This window comes from Brucella sp. GW823-FHT04E01 (genome assembly GCF_058796175.1).
In genome coordinates this window covers 676,428-698,504 of sequence record NZ_JBXAIK010000004.1, presented here as the reverse complement: position 1 = coordinate 698,504, position 22,077 = coordinate 676,428, and the positions used below count along the sequence as shown (strand labels likewise).

Here is a 22,077-nt window from a genome sequence, read left to right as displayed (position 1 = left end):
TGCTTTCCCGGACGGAGGGGGGAGGCTTGGAAGCAACCAGAATCGGAGAATAACGCAAATGGTCAGTCTGCGGAACTGCTATGTAGCTTAGACAGTACGATGAGGAAATTTCAGCGTGGCGCTATCGGCTTCCAGTGATGAAGGACGGATTTGTCTTCGCATGAATAACACCAGTAATGGCCCTGAAAGGGCTGATCATACTGGCGGCTGATTGGACGTCCGGCCAGAAAGCAGAGCAGTAGCGTACCGGCACCACCGTGGCCGACAATCGCGATGTCTCCGGAGGCCGGAAATGATTTCACCGCTTCAAAACCTTCCACGATGCGTTGTTGCACATCGATGGCCCGCTCCCAGCCGTGAATACTCGCTTCGGGTGCGGAAAAGAACTGGTCGGCTACAGTCTCGTGTTGTTCGGCGGGCAGGAAGCCAGTGGTGCTTCGGTCGATCTCGTTAAAGCGGCTGTCGGTTAATAGACGGACTCTCAAAATATCCGCTAGAATTTCAGCAGCTTCAGTTGCCTTTGCTTCCGTGCTGGACCAGATCGATGTGATCGATTGCAGTTCAGGCTGGTTGGCAAAGGAGCGCATCCGTTCAATTCCGCGCTCCGACAGGTTCCACGACGGAACAGGCTTTGCGGGATCGATCACGACTTCCGGATGCGAGATAAAGTAGATTTTCTTCATACGCCCCCCAATAGCCGTATCATTGTAAACAACAGGGCGCATTTCGCGCCCTGTTGCCAACCCATTGAGTTCATATTCCGAACGTTACAAGTCCATTCTCATCGATGGCCCAGGCCGGGTTCCATGCAATTTCCCAGGCGTGATCGTCAGGATCGGCGACATAGCCGCGAAAACCACCTTGGCTCGGCGCGTCAGCCGAACGCACCAGTTTGCCACCAGCCCCAACCAACCGGTCCATCAGTGGCACGACATCCGTTTCCAGTTCCACATTATGTGCAAGAGAAAATGCGCCGAGCTGCTGGAGGCCTTTGCGGTTCATATCGGTTTCGAGCGAAGCTTTCAGGAAGGTTCCGAGAACGAAACCGTTCATCTGATAGAAGATGATTTCTTCATTCTCGAAAACAGGTGCCCAGCCGAAACCCTGCGTGTAAAAACGACGTGAGCACTCGAGGTCGGCGATACCAATTGTAATGACGGAGATTTGCTGTTTCATGACCAAGACCTTTTGTTCTCCAATACACCATTGCATCGGAGTGTAAGGTCAAGGGACTCGACGCATTTGCCGAAATGAAAACAATTGCGAAGGCCAGGACCCGCTTTGCAACGGGGATCGGGCTAACCGCACCGACCTCTCCTTTTTAGACCCGGAATGAATAGCACATTCCGGGACGTTTTCAAAAACATATGGGGAAGGTTTTGTGTCAGCGTACCGAACCGACGAGGAGGTTGTCCGGGCCTTCGATGGTGACCCAGCGACCGGTATCGTTGGCTGCTTGACGCTTCAGATAAGTATAATCGGTCTCGTTCCAGCGCATGACTTCATCGGTCAGATTGTCGAGAACGAAATCACCGCGATCCGTGCGAACGGTGAGGACTGCATGACCTTCACCGTCCGGCTTGCGAACGACAGTGATCAGAAGATCGGTGATCGGAATGCCGGCCTTCTGCAATTCACGCTGCTTCAGCAGGACGTAATCTTCGCAGTCGCCAACAGTCGTCGGGTAAGCCCAGTATTCCTCGACGCCATAGATTTCCATGTCGGTCATCGGCTTGATACGTTCATTGACCGAAAGATTGATCTCGACGATGCGCTGCCAGTTTGAATGGTCGAGCTGCAGTGCGCGGGTGTCGCGGCTGGTGATGCCGCATTCCTTGGCTTCGCGCTTGCAGAATTCATAATGTCCAATCGGCTGCGAGGTCAGCTTGCCGGTCTGCATGAAGTCGCCGGAGGCGGCTTCCGCACCAAAGCTTGCCATCAGCAGCGAAACTGCAAAACCGGCGACTGCCATAATCTTTGTGGTCGAGCGAACAACGCAAAACATACTCAACGCCCTTTGGCTCTCGCCAGTTACTCATTTGTTAACGAAACGTTAATGTCTGAAATACTCTGGAGTCAATTCAGTTCACCTTGGGGTCGCCGGACTTCTTAATTAATGGTTAACGCGGGTGGTGCCAAAAATTGCAATTATTGATTGAATTTAGCGGCTGAGCGGAACCGATCAGGCGGTAAAAATCACTCATAATTTTGCCACGGTCCGGGCGCTTGTCTTTTGCCTCGAATAAGCCAATGTTGGTGTCGACCGGATCGTAACGATCCCTTTGCAAAGGCCAAAAGATGACAGGCGCAACGACGCGCAAGGCCACGGCAGACGACATAGATGCGCTCCTGCGCATCGAGGAGCGCTGTTTCGAGACAGACCGGATTTCTCGCCGTTCATTTCGTGCCCTCATCGCACGACCAACCGCAGAAACCATTGTTGCAACAATGGACGGCACGGTCATCGGCTATGCGATGATTCTTTTCCGTCATGGCACCGCGCTTGCGCGACTTTACTCGATAGCCGTCGACCCGGAGGCCAAGGTCAAGGGCGTCGGCTCTCTTCTGTTGCAGGCGGCGGAAACGGCAGCTTACGACCACGACCGTCCGTTGCTGCGGCTGGAAGTGCGCGAGGATAATGAACGCGCCATCGCGCTTTACAAGCGGCACGGCTACCGCCCCATTGGACGCTATCTCGATTACTACGCTGACCATTCGGATGCGCTGCGTTTCGAAAAGACGGTTCGCGGTGACATTTCACCCGTCACGGCCTTTCCCTATTACGAGCAGACGACTGATTTTACCTGCGGTGCAGCCTGCCTGATGATGGTGCTTGCCCGGCACAATCGGGAGACGCAGCTCGACCCCGTGCTGGAAGTCCGCCTTTGGCGCGATGCGACGACGATTTACATGATGTCGGGGCCGGGCGGTTGTGAGCCGTTTGGGCTTGCGGTCGCTGCGCATGAGCGCGGTCTGAAAGCTTCGATCATCGTTTCCATCGAGGACATGCTTTTCCTGCAATCGGTGCGTTCGGAGGAAAAGCGCAAGGTGATGCAACTGGCGCAGACCGATTTCCGCCAGCGTACAGAAGCCTATGCAATTCCGGTGGACTATCGCGGTTTCACGCTGCACGACATTCTGGCTGCCTTGCGCCGTGGGGCGGCAGTGATCGTGCTGATCAGCGGTTATCATATGTTCGGCAAGAAAGTGCCGCACTGGGTGCTCGCCCATGGCGAAGATGGGCGGCATATTCTCATTCATGACCCCTGGGTGGAGGAAGAGCTCGGCGAAACCATTGCCGATGCTGCAAATGTCCCTGTTCCCTTCCACATTTTCGACCGCATCGCACGGTTCGGCAGTGATGGGCTCAGGGCGGCCGTTATTCTGGAAAAAAGGACGGATTGATGACGATCTGCGTCATTCTGGTAGGGCGCCTCTCGGATATCGACAATGGGGCGACGCCGCACAAGGTCATGACCACGCGTGACTATCTCGCGCATCCCGCTCTCTTCAACGGGCAGCTGCGCCCGCGCATCATCAACCTGTCGCGCTCCTACGCCTATCAAAGCCGTGGCTATTACGCTTCGCTTCTGGCTGAAGCGCGGGGGCATCGCATCATCCCCTCTGTGGAAACGATGATCGATCTGTCGGAACGGCGACTTTATGAAAACGCTATTCCCGAACTCGAAGACATGCTGAACAAGGCGCTCGGCAAGCATCCGGAAAGGGCGCCCGAAACAATTCACGTACATTTCGGTCTTGCCGATAATCCCGAATTTGAACGGTTCGGACGGCTGCTCTTCGACTGGTTTCGCGCGCCGTCGCTGGAAGTCACGGTCAAGCCCGGTGAATGGGCGCGAATCCAGAAGATCGGCTTTGCGAATATCACCAAGTTTACCAAGGCACAGAAGGAACGCTTCGAGGACGCACTTGATCGCTATACCCAGCGTGAGTGGCGCGCCGCGCGCCCAAAGGTGCCAGCGCGCTATTCCTTCGCAACGCTGTGCGATCCGAAGGAAGCTATGCCGCCCTCGACCGTTTCAACGCTGAAGCATTGGGCAAGAATCGCAGCCCGGCTTGGGGTGGAAGTGGAACCGATCGGCAAGCGCGATCTGCCGCGACTTGCCAATTATGACGCACTGTTCATCCGCGAGACGACATCGATCTCCAATCACACCTACCGTTTCGCCCGGCGGGCGCAGCAGGAAAACATGCCAGTCATCGATGATCCGATTTCCATGATCCGCTGCACCAACAAGGTTTATCTGCACGAACTGATGCAGGCGAACGACGTGGCGGTTCCGCCGACGGTGATGATTGCGGGTGAGGAGGATCTGGAGCGCGCCGCCGATATGCTCGGCTTTCCGATGGTCATCAAGATACCGGATTCGTCATTTTCGCGCGGCGTGAAGAAGGTGAAGGATTTTGCCGAACTGAAATCGCTCGCCACTTTATGGCTGGAGGACAGTGACCTCCTGCTGGCGCAGAAATACATGCCGACGAAGTTCGACTGGCGTGTTGGCGTTCTCGACGGAAAGCCGCTTTTCATCTGCCAGTACATGATGGCCAAGAACCATTGGCAGATCGTCAAGCACGATACGGGCGGCAAGCCTCTGGAAGGCGGGTTTCGTTCCTATGCGCTGGGCGATGCGCCGCCATTGGTTCTGGAAACCGGGCTACGCGCGGCACGCTGCATCGGCGACGGGCTCTATGGCGTCGATCTGAAGGAAACGGACGATGGCGTGGTGGTGATCGAGGTCAACGACAATCCCAATCTTGAACACGGGATCGAGGATGCCGCCGAAAAGGACGAGGTCTGGATCAAGCTGACCCGCTGGTTCACCGACCGGTTGGACCGGAAATAGGCATCTCACCCAAAAGTGGGAACCGATTTTGGGGCAAGGAAATGCCGAAAACAATTCGATGGAGCATTTCTAACGATCGAACTTAGATCGGAAATGCTCCATATCCAATAGTCGGACGAAATGTCGCCGAAATCAAAGCGGCGTAAAGCAGACCTTGGTGTGTCCCGCGCCGATGAAGCCAAGGCGGCCGGCGGCACCCTTCGACAGGTCGAGGACGCGTCCCTTGATGAACGGGCCGCGATCGTTGATGCGCACGACGAGTGACTTGCCGTTTCTCTGATTGGTAACCTTGACCTTGCTGCCAAGCGGCAGGGTGCGGTGTGCTGCGGTCAGGCCGGCCGGGTTCATACGTTCACCCGAAGCCGTACGGGAAGTGAGGGCGTACCAGGAGGCACCGCCGCATTGCTGTGCTGAAGCCTCGATTGCGGTGGTCGCGAGAAGACCGGTTGCCGCAACGGCGAGCATAGCCATACGGGTCTTGAAAGTCATGCCAGATCCACTAGTTGTTAACGGGGTGTCCCACAGTTGTCGCTGAGAAAGACAATCGCGAACTGGAATCTAAATGTGGCGCTGACGTGGTTTGAATGAGAACATTATGCGATAATTGAATCTATATCGCATCGGGAAAATCATCCTATACTACACGTTGTTTATTTAATCAGATAAACATAACCAAGGAATATTAGGAAAGATTCTGTTTGGTTGCTGTAATACCGTTTACGATTCGTTAGGAATCTGCGGCAGCCTTTGCTGCGCCTTGTTTTCGCGCATTGATTGCAAGAAGAACTGCTTACCCGGACGGAGGTTCGGTGCGATTGCGTTGCAATTTTTATTTGTAGAACAAGTTTTCATCCTGAGTGGCAAAGTTAAGGAAATAAGGCATTTCGGGGGCAAAGCTGCAATTTATGACTGTGTTTTACAATTCCTTACCGGTCTCAAAAAGTTATCCACAGGGGCTGAAAGGCAGTGGGATGACATTTCTTTGACCGCTGTGAACCTGCACGAAAGCGCCAGAATCCTGTTATAAGCGTCCAGATCAGACGATGGAACGCCATGCAGGACCACCCGGAAAAAGACAGGATCGAGACCGCTTCGCCAGCAATTTCGGCGGGTAAGCGGATACTCTATCTTTGCCTCGGCTTCCTTATGCTGGCACTTGGCATCATCGGTGCTTTCCTGCCGGTCATGCCAACAACGATCTTCATCATTTTTGCCGCGTGGTTCTTTGCACGATCATCGCCGAAGCTTGAGGCTCGCCTGCTTGCCGATCAGCGTTTTGGTCCTCTGGTCATAAAATGGCGCGAGCGTGGAGCCATTCCGCCACGTGCAAAGCTTTATGCCTGTCTTGGCATGACGGTCGGGTATGGCCTGTTCTGGTGGGGCGCGAAACCCGGCTGGCTGCTGGCAACATCGGTAACTGTTTTCATGCTCGGCTCGGCTGTTTACGTGCTTTCGCGTCCGAGCGAATAATGGCTTCAACCACACCAGCGATCGCGATAAGAGTGGCCAAAACCACCATGGGAGCCGCCAATGTCCTCGCCTGCCGTCAATCCGCTGATTAATCGCCTTTCCGCGCCGCCCATTCCAGCGGTACAGGCCTGGGCGCGGGATTATGACGGGTCGCGTGGTGCTCTGATTGATTTGTCGCAAGCTGTTCCCGGCTATCCTCCGCATCCAGACATGCTGCACTTTCTCGGCGAGGCAGCCGGATCGGTCGCCTATGCCGGTTACGGTTCGATTGAGGGCGAAAAGGTTCTGCGCGAAGCCTATGCTGCGCATGTCGGACAGCTCTATCGCGCGCAGATCGACGCCTCCAACGTCCATATTACGTCCGGCTGCAATCAGGCCTTTATCGCTGCCATCATGTGTGTGGCGCAAAGTGGCGATAGGGTGCTGACCACCGATCCGTTCTATTTCAACCATCGTTCATCGCTGGAAATGCTCGGCATCGCTTCAGGTTCGGTGCCCTGCCATGCCCAGAATGGTTTCATCCCAAGCGCGGAAGATGTCCGAGCTGTGCTTCGTCCGGGTATTGCGGCGCTGGCGCTTGTTTCCCCGAACAACCCAACTGGGGCGATTTATCCGGCGGGACTGTTATCGGAAATCTATGCTCTCTGCCGCGACAATGGAACATGGCTCATTCTGGACGAGACCTATCGCGATTTTATGGCCGATGCCAATGAACCGCCGCATCGGCTTTTTGACGAGGCGGACTGGCCGTCGCATCTGATCCAGCTTTACAGCTTCTCAAAATCGTTCTGCATTCCGGGGCACCGGCTTGGTGCGATTGTCGCGGGCAAGGCGATGGTCGAGAACGTTGCAAAAGTCATGGACAATCTGCAGATATGCGCAAGCCGCGCGCCACAGATCGCAGTCGCACGCGCCATTGAGCCCTTGATCGGCTGGCGTGACGATAATCGCGGCGAGATTGCAAGGCGTGCCTCTGCATTGCGGTCGGTCATGGCCAATATCGAGGGCTGGCATGTGGAGGCGGTTGGGGCCTACTTCGCCTTCGTCCGTCACCCTTATCCTGATGCCTCATCGGTCGAGGTTGCCGAGCGCCTTGCGAAGTCACTTGGCATCCTCACCTTGCCAGGCCGGTTCTTCGGTGATGGGCAAGAAGCATTTCTGCGCTTTGCCTTCGCCAACGTCGATGTTTCGGGGATTGAAGATCTCGGTGCGCGTTTGCCGCATTTCTAAGAGCATTTCCAGCAGAAGTGCGAAGCGGTTTTGCGTCGGATAATGCATACAAACAAAGAGATAGGTCGGTTCCACGATTCTGTGTTAACCGGAACCGCTCAAGCGCTGAAATCTTTGCCGGTTCAGGGACCGGCAGAACCCCACAAAATCACTGGCAAGCGGCTCTGATACAAACCTGTAACAATAGTGTCATATGAATGTAATATAGAGCGCGTAGAGGGCTAACGACGCCACATCGTCATATGTCTTTTACAACAGGAGCCGCAGCTCATGAACAAGATGATTTCCTCGACCGCAGCGATTGCCATCGCTGCTGTTATGTCGGTTTCCGCCGCTCAGGCGCGCGATCAGATTCAGGTTGCCGGTTCCTCGACCGTTCTGCCTTATGCAAAAATCGTCGCCGAAACGTTCGGCGAAACCTTTCCGAACTTCAAGACACCGGTTGTTGAATCGGGCGGTTCGGGCGCAGGCATCAAAGAATTCTGCAAGGGCGTCGGTGAAAACACCATCGATATCGCCAATGCATCGCGCGCCATGAAGGACTCGGAACTGAAGTCGTGCATCGACGCTGGCGTCAAGGATGTTCAGGAAGTACGCTTCGGCTATGACGGCATCGTCTTCGCGACCGACGCCAAGGGTCCGGATTGGAAGCTGAAGCCGGAAGATGTCTACAAGGCTCTCGCAGCCAAGCTCGTCGTCGACGGCAAGCTGGTCGACAATCCGAACACCAAGTGGAACCAGGTCAACCCGAACCTTCCGGACTGGGACATTGCTGCCTATATCCCAGGCGAAAAGCACGGCACCCGTGAAGTGTTTGAAGAAAAGGTTCTTGCCGACGGCTGCAAGCACTCCGGCGCTCTGGACGAAATCAAGAAGACCGGTCTTGACGACAAGGCTGCCGCTTCCGCCTGTATCGCAGTGCGCAAGGACGGCAAAGCTGTCGACATCGACGGCGATTATGCCGAAACGCTCGCCCGCATCGACTCCAACAAGACCGGCGTTGGTGTATTCGGCCTCTACTTCTTCGAAAACAACGCTGACAAGCTGAAGGTTGCGACCGTCAACGACATCACCCCTTCGGCTGAAACCGTCGCTTCGGGCGAATATCCGGTGTCGCGTCCGCTGTTCTTCTACGTGAAGAAGGCTCACCTTGGCGTTATCCCGGGTCTGAAGGAATATGTTGAGTTCTTCCTGAATGACCAGATGATCGGTCCTGATGGCCCGCTCGCCGAATATGGTCTGGTTCCGGCTCCGGACGCAGAACGTGAAGCACAGCGCGCCGCCTTCACCGAAGGCAAGACGCTGGCTGCGAAGTAAGTTTTAATCTGTGGAACGCGGGGATGATGAATCTCCGCGTTCTTCTCCTTTCGCGCCTTTGCACTATGACAGGCGCATCCACGTGGAACGGCATGGGTGGAAGCTGCACCTAAAACCGTCCGCATTCATCAGGGCAACCGGGGAAATTGAATGTCCTTCTTTCTGGTTCTCGTCAGTATCGTTGCAATCGGGCTGATCGGATTCTTCATAGGCCGCCAGCGTGCCGTTGCACTGGACAAGGCGCAGTCTGCTTCCGCAAAAGCCTCGCCGACCGAGAAAATGCATTCCCGCCCGCATTATCATGGCTGGTGGGTTTTCCTCGTTTCTGCATTGCCTGCGATTCTGTTTCTCGCTGTATGGGCCGTTGGAACGTCGGTCTATCTCGATCACAGCGCGACCGCCCGTCTGCCGGATGCTATCGAGGACGGCTCCTTCACCAATCGCAGCCTGCAGCTTGGCATGGTGCGTGGTCTGGCCAACGGGCTTGACCGGCTGACGCCTGCCGAACTGGAAAGCTTCCCGGCAAACTATCAGGATGCTCGCGCCGTTCTTGCATCCAAGGGCGTGGCGCTCGCGACTGAAGGCCAGGATTACATGGTGCCGATCGCGCTTTACCTGAAAAAGGCAACGGCGCTGACACACACCATCGGTTCGGCTGTTTCCTTGGTGATCGCCATCGCAGGCCTGATCTTCGGCCTTTCCACGATCAGCCGCCGCATGCGTGCACGCAACAATGTCGAGCGGATCGTTCTCTGGGGGCTGATCGCCGCATCCGGTATCGCCATTCTGACGACCGTCGGCATCATCTGCTCGATGCTGTTCCAGACGATCAGTTTCTTCCAGTCAGTCTCGCCGTGGGAGTTCTTCTTCGGCACTGTATGGGACCCGCGCTTTGCCGCCGCCGGCTCGGGTGGTGAGACAGGCCAGTTCGGTCTCATTCCGCTTCTGGCTGGTACACTTTACATCGCCCTTGTGGCCATGCTGTTCGCTGTTCCAGTCGGCTTGTTCTCGGCCATCTACATGGCAGAATATGCGTCGCCCCGAGTGCGCACGATCGTCAAGCCGGTCCTTGAGCTTCTGGCCGGTATTCCCAGCATCGTCTACGGTTTCTTCGCCCTTGTGACAGTCGGACCTTTCCTGCGCGATCTCTCGATTGCCATTGCAGGCGGTCAGGGCTTCATCATGGCGCAGAGCGTTCTGACCGCTGGTCTCGTCATGGGTGTGATGCTGATCCCCTTCGTGTCCTCGCTCTCCGATGACATCATCACAGCCGTGCCGCGGACATTGCGCGACGGTTCGCTTGGTCTTGGCGCAACCCGCTCCGAAACCGTCAAACGTGTTGTCCTTCCTGCCGCTTTGCCCGGAATTGTCGGCGCGCTTCTGATGACCGCATCCCGCGCCATCGGCGAAACCATGATCGTGGTTCTTGCCGCCGGTGTTGCGGCACGCATCAACATCAATCCTTTCGAGGCGATGACCACCATCACGGTGAAAATCGTCAACCAGCTCACCGGCGATCTGGAGTTCAACTCGCCGCAAACGCTGGTGGCCTTTGCACTCGGCATCACGCTTTTCGTCCTGACGCTGATCATGAACATCTTTGCGCTGCATATCGTGCGCAAGTACCGGGAGCAGTACGAATAATGACCGATACGACCTTCAACGCCAGTGGCGCCACGGCACAGCCAACGCGCCGCGATATCGGACTGAAACGCCGCTACGCTGCCGAACGTCGCTTCCGCTATTACGGTATTGCTGCGATCGCCATCGGCGTGTTCTTTCTGTGTGCGCTCCTCTTCTCGGTCTTTTCCAAGGGCTATACAGCCTTCTGGCAGACGACGCTTTATCTGCCGGTCAAGCTTGAAGAAAAGGTGATTGACCCGGGCAACAAGCGCGCGACCGATCCGAATGTGCTGATCACGGCCAATTATCCGCTGCTGGTGCGCAATGCATTGGCCGAAAAACTGGGTGTTGCTGCGACAGACCGTCCGGCAATGCGTGATCTGGGCCGCTTCTATTCCGACGGCGTGCGCATTCAGCTGCGCAAGATGGTGATGGACACTCCATCGCTCATCGGCACGACGCAGACCGTTCCTGTTCTGGCCGGCGCCGACATCGATTCCGCCTTCAAGGGGCAGATCGACCTTTCCGTGCCGGAGACGAGCCGCAAGGTTTCTGACCGTCAGGTGGGCTGGATGAAGATGCTTTCGGAAGAAGGCGTCATGAAGGAGGCCTTCAATACAGGTCTCTTCACCTTCGGTGCCTCCAGCCGTCCGGAAACCTCCGGTCTCGGCGTCGCGCTTGTCGGTTCGCTCTACATGATGCTGATCGTTCTCGGTCTGTCGCTGCCTATCGGCGTCGCCGCTTCGATCTATCTGGAAGAGTTCGCCAAGAAGAACCGTTTCACCGACATGATTGAGGTGAACATCAACAATCTGGCAGCGGTTCCGTCCATCGTGTTCGGTCTGCTCGGGCTTGCTGTCTTCATCAACTTCTTCGGCCTGCCGCGTTCGGCGTCACTGGTCGGTGGTCTGGTGCTGACGCTGATGACGCTTCCCACCATCATCATCGCGACCCGTGCCGCCCTTCGCGCGGTGCCGCCGTCGATCCGCGCTGCGGCCCTCGGTCTTGGTGCATCGAAAACACAGATGGTGTTCCACCACGTCCTGCCGCTTGCCGCACCCGGCATCCTGACGGGAACGATCATCGGCCTTGCCCATGCGCTTGGTGAAACCGCACCGCTTCTTCTCATCGGCATGGTGGCTTTCGTCGCCGACGTGCCGTCCACGCCAATGGATCCAGCGACGGCATTGCCTGTACAAATCTACATGTGGGCGAATGAAGCAGAACGCGCCTTTGTGGAACGCACGTCAGGCGCTATCATCGTCCTGCTTCTGTTCCTTGCCGTGATGAATATTGCAGCAATCATTCTGCGCCGCCGCTTCGAGCGCCGCTGGTAAACGGGAGTCGAAAGCTATGAACCTGATGACTGAACGATCTCTCGAGAAAGCCGTAGGAGAAAAGATGAACGCCAACGCCAATTCCATAAAGATGCGCGGCGACAAGGTTTGCGTATTTTATGGCGAGAAGCAGGCGCTGTTCGACGTCGATCTGGAAATCCAGGAAAAGATGGTCACGGCGCTGATCGGCCCTTCGGGTTGCGGCAAGTCTACCTTCCTGCGTTCGCTTAACCGCATGAACGATACGATCGAAGGCTGCAAGGTCGGTGGCAAGATCACGCTCGACAATGAAGACATCTACGATCCGAAGATCGATGTCGTCGAACTGCGCGCCCGTGTCGGCATGGTGTTCCAGAAGCCGAATCCGTTTCCGAAGTCGATTTATGAAAATGTCGCCTACGGCCCACGCATTCACGGTCTCGCCCGCACCAAGGCCGATCTTGAAGAAATCGTCGTGACGAGCTTGCAGAAGGCGAGCTTGTTCGAGGAAGTGAAGGATCGTTTGCACGATGCGGGCACCGGTCTTTCGGGCGGCCAGCAGCAACGTCTTTGCATCGCACGCGCGATTGCGGTGAGCCCGGAAGTCATTCTCATGGACGAACCGTGCTCGGCGCTCGACCCGATTGCGACCGCGAAGGTGGAGGAGCTGATCGACGAACTGCGCCAGAACTATACGATTGTGATCGTCACGCACTCCATGCAGCAGGCCGCGCGTGTTTCGCAGCGCACCGCCATGTTCCACCTCGGCAATCTGGTCGAAGTGGGTGACACGGAAACCATGTTCACCGCGCCGACCGAAAAGCGCACGCAGGACTACATTACCGGACGCTTCGGCTGATCCGGAACTGCGCTTCAACAGATAGACAGTGCGGCTTCCCCGCAATTTATATTACGAGGTCTACTATGCCGTCTCAGCATACCGTTCGCTCCTACGACGAGGAATTGAAGTTTCTCTCCCATAAGATCGCCGAAATGGGCGGACATGCGGAACGTATGGTCGAGCAGTCGGTCGCCGCTATCGTCAATGCGGACAATGCGCTCGCACAGCGCGTCATCTCCGACGATCTCATTCTCGATGCCAGCGAGCGCGAGATTGACGACAAGGCTGTGATGATTATCGCCAAGCGTCAGCCCATGGCTGTGGACCTGCGCGAGATCATCGGCTCGATCCGCATCTCTGCCGATCTGGAACGCGTGGGCGATCTGGGCAAGAATATCGCCAAACGCGTTGCCGCCGTTTCGGAATCACGCCAGCCGGTAAAGCTTTATCGCGGGCTCGAAACACTCGCCGAGCTGGCGCTGACCCAGCTCAAGGATGTTCTCGACGCCTATGCGTCGCGCTCGGTGCAGCAGATCAATGTCGTTCGCGACCGCGACGACGAGATTGATGCCATGTACACGTCACTGTTCCGCGAGCTGCTGACCTACATGATGGAAGATCCGCGCAATATTTCCGCCTGCACGCATCTTCTGTTCTGCGCAAAGAATATCGAGCGTATCGGCGATCACGCGACCAATATTGCGGAGACCGTCTACTACATCGTGACCGGCCTGCAAATGCCGGCCGAACGACCGAAGGAAGACCTGAGCCACGGTATTGTCGTGGATGAGGCGCGTAAACCCTGAACTACAGCCGACCGGACCACGGTCCGGCGGTTGAAAATGAGTGAATAGCGCGGCGGCACGCGGTCGATTGGGGGGATTGTATCCACCGCCCGCCGAATTTGGATAGGGAAATACTGGATGTCACAGGCACCCAAAATCGCTGTGGTAGAAGACGAAGAGGCGCTGAGCGTTCTTCTTCGCTATAATCTTGAGGCAGAGGGCTACCAGGTCGATACAATGCTGCGCGGCGACGAAGCCGAGATCGCCTTGCGCGAGAACGTACCGGATCTGCTCATTCTGGACTGGATGTTGCCGGGCGTATCGGGCATCGAGCTTTGCCGTCGCTTGCGCCAATGGCCGGAAACCGAACGCCTGCCCATCATCATGCTGACGGCACGTGGCGAGGAAAGCGAACGTGTTCGCGGCCTGAGCGTCGGTGCGGACGACTATGTCGTGAAGCCATTTTCGACGCCGGAACTGCTTGCGCGCGTCAAGGCGATGTTGCGCCGGTCGAATCCGAGCATTCTTTCGCACGTGCTGAAAGTGGGCGATCTGGTTCTCGACCGCCAACAGCATCGTGTCTATCGCAAGGAAAAGGAAGTTCGTCTCGGACCAACGGAATTCCGCCTGCTCGAATATTTCATGATGTCGCCCGGTCGTGTCTTCTCGCGTAGCCAGCTTCTGGATGGCGTTTGGGGACCGGATATCTATGTCGACGACCGCACGGTGGACGTCCATGTCGGACGGCTGCGCAAGGCGATCAATGTCGGTCGTGCGCTCGATCCGATCCGCACCGTTCGGGGTGCGGGTTATTCTTTCGGGTGACCGCTGCGGTCATCTCGGCGTCAGGAATTGAACTTGTCCGACCCGCCACGGTATCCGTGGCGGGTCGTTTTTGTCCAAGACCCAGCTTTGCAAGGTGCGGATCGTGCTCGCCCGATTCGCATTGCAACAACCCGAAACGGGTCTCAAAAGCATAATCTCACGCGATGTTACAAATCTGTTGTCAAAGTTGACAAAGAGCAATGGAACCGGCCTGGAAGCAGAAATTCTGCAGAAGATTTGAAACACCACGAATGTGTATGCAAAAAATGTACAAGCAAAGGCGAATTAAGGCAGCGATATGGCGTGTATTGCGAGACTTTGAATCTCGTTAAATCAATATCTTACCTGAATCGCTAATTCTTGTTAAGGAATTGTTAATATATTTAAAGGGCTTGTAGGCACATTCGCAATCTCGATTCGGAATTGTTTTAGGACTTTTCAGCGGTCTCCAGCATTGTTGGGATTTGACCCGTCGCCTTTTTTTGGCCTAAAAATTCCAAAACCTTGAATTCGATTGAGCGACTGTAGGACGTGTGATTTTGATCTTCGTCCTCTTTGACTTGCACCGCAGTCAGACGTTCGCGCGCATCGTTCCAGATGTGTTCGCCTGAATGGATGACTGGATCAGTTAAGGGTCCTAACATGAGACTGAGCCATTGACGCGCGCCGCGAAGTGGAAATTGCCCGCTCTTATCGGGCTGGTGATTGCGCCTTTCGTGGTGACCGGTTGCACGACAACCGGAACCTCGGGAAAAGCCAATTCGGAAAAGACGGCGGCAAGCCACGTCAAATCCGTCAATGGCGTGAAGACCTACACCTACACCGCACGGGACAAGAATTGCCTTGAACGTGCGATGTTCTTCGAATCCAATCGTTCGAGTTCCGACGGTCTTCTGGCTGTTGGTACGGTCGTCATGAACCGTCTCGCGTCGGGACGTTATCCGGATACGATTTGCGGTGTCGTCGGTCAGAAGAACCAGTTTGCGCCCGGTGTGCTTACCCGCCAGATGAATTCCAAGGCGCTGCCTGATGTTCAGGCCGCTGCTGACGCGGTTCTGAAGGGTGAGCGTCATCCGAAGCTCAAGAATGCCATGTTCTTCCACACGGCGGGTCTGAAGTTCCCTTACAACAATATGCATTACGTGCTCGTAGCCGGTGGAAATTCCTTCTACGAGAAGCGCAATCGCGACGGCTCGCTGCAAAATCCGGTCCCGCAGGAGCCATACAATCTGGCTATGGCCTATTCGCCACAATCGCCTTCCGTTCCACAGGATCCGTCTTATGATGTGACCTTGCCACAGACCGGTCCAGTTCCGGGAACGGAACCGACCGTTCAGGTGGCACTCGCGGAAGCGGCAAAGGCTCAAAGTGTGGAACAGAGTACTGGCGCTGGTCCGCAGGCCCGTGGCGAACGACTGGCACGCCATCGCGGTGTGGCTGCACCTCAGCAGGAACAGCATATGCAGGTGGCCTCCTACCAGCCGCAATTCGATACGACAGCCCCGCAGCCGACATCGCTTGGCTATGCTCCGGCAAGCCAGAAGCAGGCTGACGCCATTGGCGCGCTTCTTCTGTCTCAGGACCGTCCAGAAGCACCGCTATAAGAGGCGATTTTACAATCAGATAATCTGCAACGCCGGTCTGGTTCTACCTGACCGGCGTTTTGATTTTTCTGGCTGATTGTCGTCGCTTTCCGGCGAAAGTTTCAGCGATAGATCGGGCGATAGATCACCATCGGAGTGTCGTAGAAATCGACCTGATCCTGCCAGGCACGCCGGTCAGCTCTGCGATCGAGGTCCAGTCGCATGAGACAGTTGGCGAAAGCGTCAGTTTTGGCCTTGAAGCCATAGCTGCGGCAGGTCTGTTCGTCGGCCGCACGACGTTGTTCAGGTGTCATGGTCACGCAGCCCGCCAGAAGGCCGATAACGCCCAGCAAAATAAGCATTTTCTTATTCATTACTGTCTGCTTTCTCCTGCAACTGACTGCAGAATTACTATACTGCAAAGGCAGGAAAAAAGGTGGTGAAATTATGCCGTCTGATAAACTGTCGGTGATTCCATATCCAAAAAGGTCTTCCACCCATGGCTCATGAACAGCTGAACCCAGTCATCGATCCGGTGAAACTCGAACGTCTCGCGGAAGTCGCCGTTCGCGTTGGTCTGCAATTGCGCGAGGGGCAGGATCTCGTCATTACCGCGCCGGTCGTGGCCTTGCCGCTGGTTCGCCTTATCGCCAAGCATGCTTACAAGGCTGGAGCCGGACTGGTAACACCATTCTTCGCGGATGACGAAATGGCGCTTGCGCGTTACGAGAACGCATCCGACGCAAGTTTCGATCGTGCGGCGAGCTGGCTCTATGAGGGAATGGCGAAGGCCTATTCGGATGGCGCTGCCCGTTTGGCCATTGCAGCTGATAATCCGATGCTGCTCTCCAGCCAGGACCCGGCCAAGGTTTCACGCGCCAACCGGGCCAACTCGAAAGCTTATCAGCCGGCTCTCGAAAAGATTGCCGGTTTCGACATCAACTGGAACATTGTCTCCTATCCCAATCCGGCATGGGCGAAGCTTATGTTTCCGAACGAACCGGCGGACATCGCGACCCGCAAGCTGGCCGATGCGATCTTCGCGGCTTCGCGCGTCGATGTCGATGATCCGGTCGGCGCATGGGCGGCACACAATGCAGCGCTTCGCACCCGCACCCGCTTCCTGAACGGCAAGGCTTATAGCGCCCTGCATTTCAAAGGTCCGAACACCGATCTGACGGTCGGACTTGCCGACGGTCATGAATGGCACGGCGGCGCGTCTACGGCGAAGAATGGGATTACCTGCAATCCGAACATTCCGACGGAAGAAGTGTTCACCACACCTCATGCACTACGGGTCGAGGGCTATGTGACGAGCACCAAGCCTCTGTCGCATCAGGGCACATTGATCGAGGATATCGCGGTTCGCTTTGAAGGTGGACGAATTGTCGAGGCGAAGGCAAGCCGCGGTGAAGAAGTGCTCAACAAGGTGCTGGATACGGATGAAGGTGCCCGTCATCTGGGTGAGGTGGCACTGGTGCCGCATTCCTCGCCGATCTCGCAGAGCGGGCTTTTGTTCTACAACACGTTGTTCGATGAAAATGCCGCAAGCCACATCGCGCTTGGCCAGTGCTATTCCAAGTGCTTTATCGACGGCGCAAAACTGACACCGGAACAGATCAAGGCGCAGGGTGGCAATTCGAGTCTCATCCATATCGACTGGATGATTGGTTCCGGCCAGATCGACGTTGATGGCATCAATGCGGATGGAACCCGAGAGCCAGTGATGCGCAGCGGCGAATGGGCCAACTGATTATCGCGAATAGAAAAGGCCGGGAGTTCCCGGCCTTTTCATTGCATCTGCGAGGTCAGTTCTTTTCCTGAACGTGGGCCTCAAGGAACCACAATGCCTTGTCGAGACCACGGGAAGCGGCGGTAAAAATATCCGCCGTATCGTCGTCACCTGCATCATCCGCATCCTTGATCGACTTGCGCAGAAGATTGGCAACGTCGCCATAACGCTCGATCAGTGCAAGCAGATGATCGTGAACGGCATAGATGTCGGTCGGATAAGGCTTGAGCTTGCTTTCCTTGGCCACGACCTGCGTAGTGCCATAGGCCGTTCCGCCGATCTGCACGGCACGCTCCGCAATCGTGTCGACATGTTCATCAAGATCGGCGCGGAAACCATCGAGCATTTCATGAACGGCGATGAACTGCGGTCCCTTGAGGTTCCAGTGTGCCTGCTTGGTGATGAGGGCAAGATCGATTGTCGCGGCTAGATTTTCGTTGAGCAGCGCGATCATTGTCGTCTTCGTATTGGAAGGAAGATCGTTGCGGGTTGCATGCATCGACTTCTTGGACATTTTATCCTCATATCCTGTTGTTCGATCCGGCTTGGAGCGGCTGGGAGATGTCGCTCATCGTCACGGGTGGGTGTTCCAAACGCAAATGAACCCGCCAGATCATTGTAAGGCTCGATTGCTGAATGGGCCTTGTCGCCGTCAGGACAAAGCAAAAACGTTGCCGCACCCGGTTTTCAAACGCATATCGCCAAGTTTTGTTCCGCGAGAAGGGCTAAAAAACGAAACTGATCCAGCCTTTGGACAAGACTTGGCTTGTCGCGAGGTAAAATCTGATTTACCCGGTTGCGCATGAAGATACTTGCGCTTGATACTGCCGCTTCGTGGTGTTCCGTTGCTGTCTACAATGCCGACGGCGATGTCGTGCTTGCCGATGTGAGCGAAAACATCGGCAAGGGACATGCGGAAGTATTGATGGACTATATCGAACGTGCTGTGACTGAGGCGAAACTGTCGCTCCGCGATATGGATCGGGTAGCGGTCAATATCGGACCGGGATCGTTTACCGGCGTTCGTATCGGTGTCTCGGCAGCACGTGGCTTTGCATTGGCGCTCGACGTTCCTGCCATCGGCATAACGGCGTTCGAAGCGTTGGCTGCGGAAACACAGATACTGTCCCCGGAAAAGCCAATTCTGGTTCTCCTCGACGCGCATCGTGGCGAGATTTATGCGCAATCATTCGATGCAAAAGGGTTGCCGGGCGCGAAGCCGCTGGTTCTGTCGCGAGAGGGAGCGGAGGCTCTTGCTGTTTCTCAAGCGGAAAATACTGTTCTTGCGGGTTCTGCAGCCGCTGCGATCAATGACGTGCTTGGTGGCCGTTTCGAGTTGGGCCCGATAGAGCCAACCGCGAAAATCGGTATCTATGCGCGTCTGGCAAGCTTGCGCCAGCCGGGCGATGCGCCGAAGCCGCTTTACATGCGTGGGCCTGATGCGAAGCCGCAGGTCGGGTTTGCGCTGCCGCGCAAGGCTACCGGAGAATAGCCGATGATGGGCTTGCCGTTTGGGCGTTTCGGTCGCAGACAAATCTCGGTGGAGCCGCTTGGCGTACAGGACAGTCATGCGATTCAGCGTATTCATGCAGTCGCTTTCCATCACGGCTGGAGTTCCGACGATTTCAGATCGCTGATCGCACAGGATACGGTTTTCGGTTTTGTTGCCCGTGCGGAAGGCAAACCGAACGATGCCTGTGGTTTCGTGCTGGCTCGTCTGGTGGCAGGTGAGGCGGAAATCCTGACGATCGCCGTCGCGCGTGATGTGCAACGCCAGGGCGTCGGGCGCGCGCTGATGGATGCCGTGTTGCGCCATCTCTATCAGGAGCGCGCTGAAACGCTTTTTCTGGAAGTGGATGAGGCCAATGTTGCCGCCCAGACGCTTTATCGCCGTCTCGGCTTCCAAAAGGTTGGCGACAGACCCGCTTATTATGAAACCGCCAATGGGCGTTCGGCTGCGCTGATATTGCGCCGCGACCTGAGCCGTACTCCGGCAGGGCCACGATGATCGGAGCAATCCGCATCTTTCTCGTCGTCGCGGCAATGGTCGCATTGAGCCTGTCGCTTATTCCAGTTCAGTATCTGTTGCTTAAGCTGAAGAACAACTGGAAGCGGCGTCTGCCGACCTTTTTCCATCGTATTGCTGCACGCCTGTTCGGTTTTCGCATCAAGACCGTCGGCCAGATGCACGAGGGCCGACCTTTGTTACTCGTCGCCAACCATACTTCGTGGAGCGATATTATTGTTCTGTCGACGGTCGGTCAGGTCTCCTTCATCGCCAAGTCGGAAGTCAGGAAGTGGCCTGTTTTCGGTATGTTCGCCGTTTTGCAGCGCACCGTTTTCGTGGAGCGGGAACGGCGGGGCAAAACGGGTGAACAGACATCCGAAATCGCAAGGCGTCTGGTAACCGACGACGCTATGGTGCTGTTTGCGGAAGGCACGACCTCGGATGGTAATCGCGTCCTGCCGTTCAAGACCGCGCTTTTTGGTGCCGCGCATGCCGCGATCAAGGAAGCCAATGTACCCGAAGTCGTGGTTCAGCCGGTTGCCATTGCCTACACGGGCGTGCATGGCATGGCCATGGGCCGTTATTTCCGCCCGATCGCATCATGGCCGGGCGACGTCGAGCTGATGCCGCACCTGAAAGGTATCTTGCGTGAAGGTGCTATCGACGTTGAAGTGCGTTTTGGCGAGCCGGTCGTCGTAACGGCCAAGACAGACCGCAAGGCGCTGGCTCGCACAATGGAAAACCGTGTGCGCTCGCTCTTGCAAAGTGCGTTGCTGGGGCGCGAGATTCCCGAAGAGTGACAACTGCTCCATCGGGTGTTCAGCCAAGTGTTCAGATTGTCACCTTTCAAAATGGTCACAAAAGCTGTAGATAGCCGCGCATGAGCGACAATATTACCGATCTCGAGCCCACGGCAGAGCGCCCCAATGTGCGCAAGGTTTTCGTGAAAACCTATGGCTGCCAGATGAACGTCTACGATAGCCAGCGCATGGCCGACAGCCTTGCAGCGGAAGGCTATGTTGCGACCGATACGCCGGACGATGCCGATCTGGTTCTGCTCAATACGTGCCACATTCGCGAAAAAGCGTCGGAAAAGCTCTATTCCGCGCTTGGCCGTCTGCGCAAGATGAAGGATGCGCGTGAAGCGAATGGCAAGGAACTGACCATCGGTGTTGCGGGCTGCGTGGCGCAGGCCGAAGGGCAGGAAATCCTGCGCCGGGCGCCGAATGTCGATCTCGTCATCGGTCCGCAGACCTATCATCGCCTGCCCAATGCGCTTGCGCGGGTCCGCAGCGGCGAAAAGGTGGTTGAGACCGAATACGCTCTCGAAGATAAATTCGAACACCTGCCGTCTCCCAAGCGCGAGGAAACCCGCAAGCGCGGTGTTTCTGCCTTCCTCACTGTGCAGGAAGGCTGCGACAAGTTCTGTACCTTCTGCGTGGTTCCCTATACACGCGGCTCGGAAGTTTCGCGCAGCGTGAAGCAGATCGTGGCAGAGGCCGAGCGCCTTGCCGACAGCGGCGTGCGTGAACTCACCCTGCTTGGCCAGAACGTCAATGCCTGGCACGGCGCTGGTGATGATGGTCGCGAATGGGGCTTGGGCGAACTCCTGTTTCGCCTGGCGCGCATTCCGGGCATTGCCCGGCTTCGTTATACGACCAGCCATCCGCGCGACATGGACGACAGCCTGATTGCCGCCCACCGTGATCTGCGCCAGCTGATGCCCTATCTGCATCTGCCGGTACAATCCGGTTCTGACCGCATTCTCAAGGCGATGAACCGTCGTCACAAGGCGGATGAATATGTGCGTCTGATCGAACGCATCCGCGAAGTGAGGCCGGATCTGGCGCTGTCGGGCGATTTTATCGTCGGCTTCCCCGGTGAAACCGATCAGGACTTCGAAGACACGATGCAGCTGGTGCGCGCGGTCAACTACGCGCAGGCCTATTCGTTCAAATATTCGCCTCGCCCCGGCACGCCGGGTGCCGATCTCGACGATCATGTCGAGGAAGCGGTCAAGGATGAGCGTCTTCAGCGCCTTCAGGCTCTCCTGTCCGAACAGCAATATGCATTTCAGGATTCCATGATCGGTCGCGAGATGGATGTGCTGCTTGAAAAGCCGGGTCGTGTCGCAGGCCAGATGGTGGGCCGTTCGCCATGGCTCCTGCCTGTCATCATCGATGACAGCAATGACCGGGTCGGCGACATCATTCATGTGAAAATCACATCCACAGGGACCAATAGCCTTATTGCGCAAAAACTGGCCTGAAGGCATGATGATGTCGAGGCAGAAAATTTCGGCGTATTGAGTCGCTTGCCGGTAATCCTGTCGAGACTTCGATTGCAATGCGTGAACGGTTTGCGTTCACGCATAATCTGGTCTGAAAAGTCGCAACTTTTCAGGATTGTGCTTTAAGGAGAT

Annotated in this window: 22 protein-coding genes; 16 read left to right on the top strand and 6 right to left on the bottom strand. The window is 56.2% G+C overall.

What is annotated here, in order from left to right:
- Positions 1–110 precede the first annotated feature (110 nt).
- The 3 genes from AC1RHM_RS18410 to AC1RHM_RS18400 all read right to left on the bottom strand — a co-directional run bounded on the left by AC1RHM_RS18410 (position 111) and on the right by AC1RHM_RS18400 (position 2,005).
- Positions 111–683: a histidine phosphatase family protein gene (locus AC1RHM_RS18410; RefSeq protein WP_029375820.1), complete on the bottom strand. Its 573-nt coding sequence runs from the start codon at positions 681–683 to the stop codon at positions 111–113.
- A 70-nt stretch (positions 684–753) separates the two neighbouring features.
- The gene (locus tag AC1RHM_RS18405; RefSeq protein WP_151576406.1) at positions 754–1,176 is read right to left on the bottom strand and encodes a VOC family protein; all 423 of its coding nucleotides are present in this window, start codon (positions 1,174–1,176) and stop codon (positions 754–756) included.
- 208 nt (positions 1,177–1,384) lie between these two features.
- A complete protein-coding gene (locus AC1RHM_RS18400; protein ID WP_010657744.1) occupies positions 1,385–2,005 on the bottom strand; it encodes a transglutaminase-like cysteine peptidase in 621 nt (206 codons plus the stop codon).
- Positions 2,006–2,298: 293 nt separating this feature from the next.
- Here AC1RHM_RS18400 and AC1RHM_RS18395 point away from each other — a divergent pair, with 293 nt between their 5' ends.
- Together AC1RHM_RS18395 and AC1RHM_RS18390 are read left to right on the top strand one after the other, a co-directional pair.
- Positions 2,299–3,405 carry a peptidase C39 family protein gene (locus AC1RHM_RS18395; RefSeq protein ID WP_010657745.1) on the top strand — a complete coding sequence of 369 codons (1,107 nt, stop codon included), beginning with the start codon at positions 2,299–2,301 and terminating at the stop codon, positions 3,403–3,405.
- Positions 3,405–4,865: a RimK family ATP-grasp domain-containing protein gene (locus AC1RHM_RS18390; protein ID WP_036578832.1), complete on the top strand. Its 1,461-nt coding sequence runs from the start codon at positions 3,405–3,407 to the stop codon at positions 4,863–4,865. Before AC1RHM_RS18395 ends, AC1RHM_RS18390 begins: the two co-directional genes overlap by 1 nt.
- Positions 4,866–4,997: 132 nt before the next feature.
- Here the strand turns inward: AC1RHM_RS18390 and AC1RHM_RS18385 are convergent, their stop codons facing one another.
- Positions 4,998–5,354, bottom strand: coding sequence for a septal ring lytic transglycosylase RlpA family protein (locus tag AC1RHM_RS18385; protein ID WP_010657747.1), 357 nt, complete (start codon positions 5,352–5,354; stop codon positions 4,998–5,000).
- Positions 5,355–5,918: 564 nt separating this feature from the next.
- On the opposite strand from AC1RHM_RS18385, the gene AC1RHM_RS18380 reads away from it, so the two are divergent.
- The 9 genes from AC1RHM_RS18380 (at position 5,919) to AC1RHM_RS18340 (ending at position 15,876) form a co-directional block, all read left to right on the top strand.
- Positions 5,919–6,335, top strand: a complete 417-nt coding sequence (locus AC1RHM_RS18380; RefSeq protein ID WP_010657749.1) for a YbaN family protein — start codon at positions 5,919–5,921, stop codon at positions 6,333–6,335.
- 60 nt (positions 6,336–6,395) lie between these two features.
- Complete coding sequence (locus AC1RHM_RS18375) at positions 6,396–7,565, top strand: aminotransferase (protein ID WP_010657750.1); 1,170 nt, start codon at positions 6,396–6,398, stop codon at positions 7,563–7,565.
- A gap of 270 nt (positions 7,566–7,835) precedes the next feature.
- A complete protein-coding gene (locus AC1RHM_RS18370; protein ID WP_010657751.1) occupies positions 7,836–8,882 on the top strand; it encodes a PstS family phosphate ABC transporter substrate-binding protein in 1,047 nt (348 codons plus the stop codon).
- A 150-nt stretch (positions 8,883–9,032) separates the two neighbouring features.
- The gene (gene pstC / locus AC1RHM_RS18365) at positions 9,033–10,526 is read left to right on the top strand and encodes a phosphate ABC transporter permease subunit PstC (RefSeq protein ID WP_010657752.1); all 1,494 of its coding nucleotides are present in this window, start codon (positions 9,033–9,035) and stop codon (positions 10,524–10,526) included.
- Complete coding sequence (pstA, locus tag AC1RHM_RS18360; protein WP_010657753.1) at positions 10,526–11,842, top strand: phosphate ABC transporter permease PstA; 1,317 nt, start codon at positions 10,526–10,528, stop codon at positions 11,840–11,842. The genes pstC and pstA overlap by 1 nt, the downstream gene beginning before the upstream one ends.
- Positions 11,843–11,906: 64 nt before the next feature.
- Positions 11,907–12,680 (top strand): phosphate ABC transporter ATP-binding protein PstB, encoded by a 774-nt coding sequence (gene pstB, locus AC1RHM_RS18355; RefSeq protein ID WP_010657754.1) that lies wholly within the window; start codon positions 11,907–11,909, stop codon positions 12,678–12,680.
- A 65-nt stretch (positions 12,681–12,745) separates the two neighbouring features.
- Positions 12,746–13,468 carry a phosphate signaling complex protein PhoU gene (phoU, locus tag AC1RHM_RS18350; protein ID WP_010657755.1) on the top strand — a complete coding sequence of 241 codons (723 nt, stop codon included), beginning with the start codon at positions 12,746–12,748 and terminating at the stop codon, positions 13,466–13,468.
- A gap of 117 nt (positions 13,469–13,585) precedes the next feature.
- Positions 13,586–14,272: a phosphate regulon transcriptional regulator PhoB gene (gene phoB / locus AC1RHM_RS18345; RefSeq protein ID WP_006468130.1), complete on the top strand. Its 687-nt coding sequence runs from the start codon at positions 13,586–13,588 to the stop codon at positions 14,270–14,272.
- A gap of 656 nt (positions 14,273–14,928) precedes the next feature.
- Positions 14,929–15,876, top strand: coding sequence for a cell wall hydrolase (locus tag AC1RHM_RS18340; RefSeq protein WP_010657757.1), 948 nt, complete (start codon positions 14,929–14,931; stop codon positions 15,874–15,876).
- A gap of 101 nt (positions 15,877–15,977) precedes the next feature.
- On the opposite strand, the gene AC1RHM_RS18335 is transcribed toward AC1RHM_RS18340, so the two are convergent.
- Entirely contained in the window at positions 15,978–16,229 is a 252-nt protein-coding gene (locus AC1RHM_RS18335) for a hypothetical protein (protein ID WP_010657758.1), read from the bottom strand.
- Positions 16,230–16,354: 125 nt separating this feature from the next.
- Here AC1RHM_RS18335 and AC1RHM_RS18330 point away from each other — a divergent pair, with 125 nt between their 5' ends.
- Complete coding sequence (locus tag AC1RHM_RS18330) at positions 16,355–17,608, top strand: aminopeptidase (RefSeq protein ID WP_010657759.1); 1,254 nt, start codon at positions 16,355–16,357, stop codon at positions 17,606–17,608.
- A gap of 55 nt (positions 17,609–17,663) precedes the next feature.
- Here AC1RHM_RS18330 and dps read toward each other — a convergent pair whose 3' ends face one another.
- On the bottom strand, positions 17,664–18,161 hold the full coding sequence (gene dps / locus AC1RHM_RS18325) for a DNA starvation/stationary phase protection protein Dps (RefSeq protein WP_010657760.1): 498 nt from the start codon (positions 18,159–18,161) through the stop codon (positions 17,664–17,666).
- 288 nt (positions 18,162–18,449) lie between these two features.
- Between dps and tsaB the strand changes: the two genes are divergently transcribed.
- From tsaB to miaB, 4 genes are all read left to right on the top strand, one after another.
- Positions 18,450–19,139 (top strand): tRNA (adenosine(37)-N6)-threonylcarbamoyltransferase complex dimerization subunit type 1 TsaB, encoded by a 690-nt coding sequence (gene tsaB / locus AC1RHM_RS18320; protein WP_010657761.1) that lies wholly within the window; start codon positions 18,450–18,452, stop codon positions 19,137–19,139.
- Between the two features lie 3 nt (positions 19,140–19,142).
- The gene (rimI, locus tag AC1RHM_RS18315; protein ID WP_010657762.1) at positions 19,143–19,655 is read left to right on the top strand and encodes a ribosomal protein S18-alanine N-acetyltransferase; all 513 of its coding nucleotides are present in this window, start codon (positions 19,143–19,145) and stop codon (positions 19,653–19,655) included.
- Positions 19,652–20,455, top strand: coding sequence for a lyso-ornithine lipid O-acyltransferase (gene olsA, locus AC1RHM_RS18310; protein ID WP_010657763.1), 804 nt, complete (start codon positions 19,652–19,654; stop codon positions 20,453–20,455). Before rimI ends, olsA begins: the two co-directional genes overlap by 4 nt.
- 80 nt (positions 20,456–20,535) lie before the next feature.
- On the top strand, positions 20,536–21,924 hold the full coding sequence (miaB, locus tag AC1RHM_RS18305) for a tRNA (N6-isopentenyl adenosine(37)-C2)-methylthiotransferase MiaB (RefSeq protein WP_010657764.1): 1,389 nt from the start codon (positions 20,536–20,538) through the stop codon (positions 21,922–21,924).
- Positions 21,925–22,077 lie beyond the last annotated feature (153 nt).